The organism is Paenibacillus alkalitolerans (genome assembly GCF_016482785.1).
Classification (GTDB): domain Bacteria; phylum Bacillota; class Bacilli; order Paenibacillales; family YIM-B00363; genus Paenibacillus_AE; species Paenibacillus_AE alkalitolerans.
On sequence record NZ_JAEMXM010000064.1, the window covers coordinates 1 to 999 of the forward strand.

At 37.1% G+C, this 999-nt stretch carries 1 protein-coding gene; it reads right to left on the bottom strand.

Annotated features, from left to right (window positions below; all coding sequences use genetic code 11):
- Positions 1-158: 158 nt before the first annotated feature.
- A complete protein-coding gene (locus tag JET16_RS29760; RefSeq protein WP_199624864.1) occupies positions 159-905 on the bottom strand; it encodes a hypothetical protein in 747 nt (248 codons plus the stop codon).
- Between the last annotated feature and the right edge of the window lie 94 nt (positions 906-999).

Consider the following 999-nt stretch of genomic DNA (forward strand, 5'->3'; position numbering starts at 1 on the left):
TAACGTCTCTCGCATTCACGAACCCCGTAGGGGTTGTCCGCAGCTCCAACTTCCCCGAAATTGCTTCTGCGGACCGAGGGCCGGCAGGCCCGATGCGTGAATGCGGTGTTATCCGATGCTGCTGACATCTTGAACTACTATCAAGAGATTTTGCCATTTCAGTCCATATCACCAAAAAATATGCCCGTAATTGTATTAGTGTATGGTTCTAACTTTACTTTTTGCTCTTCTGTCATACCATTTAATACTACATAAACCATCGTTCCACTATAAAAATTCAGAGCCACTGTCTGACAATTAAAACCATCAACCTTACTGAATTGGTAAGTGAAAATTTCTGGGTTACTACCTTTAATCTCTGTCTTCCAATGCTTCTGTTCACTTTCAATTAGATTAAAAGATCGACTTATAAACTTGGATCCTTCAGGATCATTCGGGTGTTTAAATAACTTTGTGATGACTAGACAATTTCCATTAAAAATACTTCCATATTCATTAAAATATAATCCCCTTGCTATTGATTCGAACGAATAAGTTAGCTTGCTTGTATCTGCATTAATCCATAACACTGGGAATTCTTTGTTTCTAATTCTAACAACATCCGTTTTTTCGATATTTATAATTCTTGGGTTACGAAGTCTAATTCTACTAACTTTTGTGACAGTGTTGAGATAAGCTACGAAATTATTACCTACTCTCCCACTCAAATGTACCATAAGATATTCGTCTAAATTTGATTTCTTCAAATTATGTTCTTCACATGACGGAACTCTTATAAGATTATCTCGATAAGTCTTTCTAGTAATTTCTTTTACGTCTTTTTCCTCCGGAAACAAACACTTTGGCGGTACGTGTTCCATCGAATTTGCTTTTGATCCACACCAATAGCAAATCGAATTCTTCATCAACATCACTCCCGATTTTCATGAAAGTGTTGTTTTTTGTATGGTTTTCAGCAGTTTCAGATAACGTCTCTTGCATTCACGAACCCTCACCGAC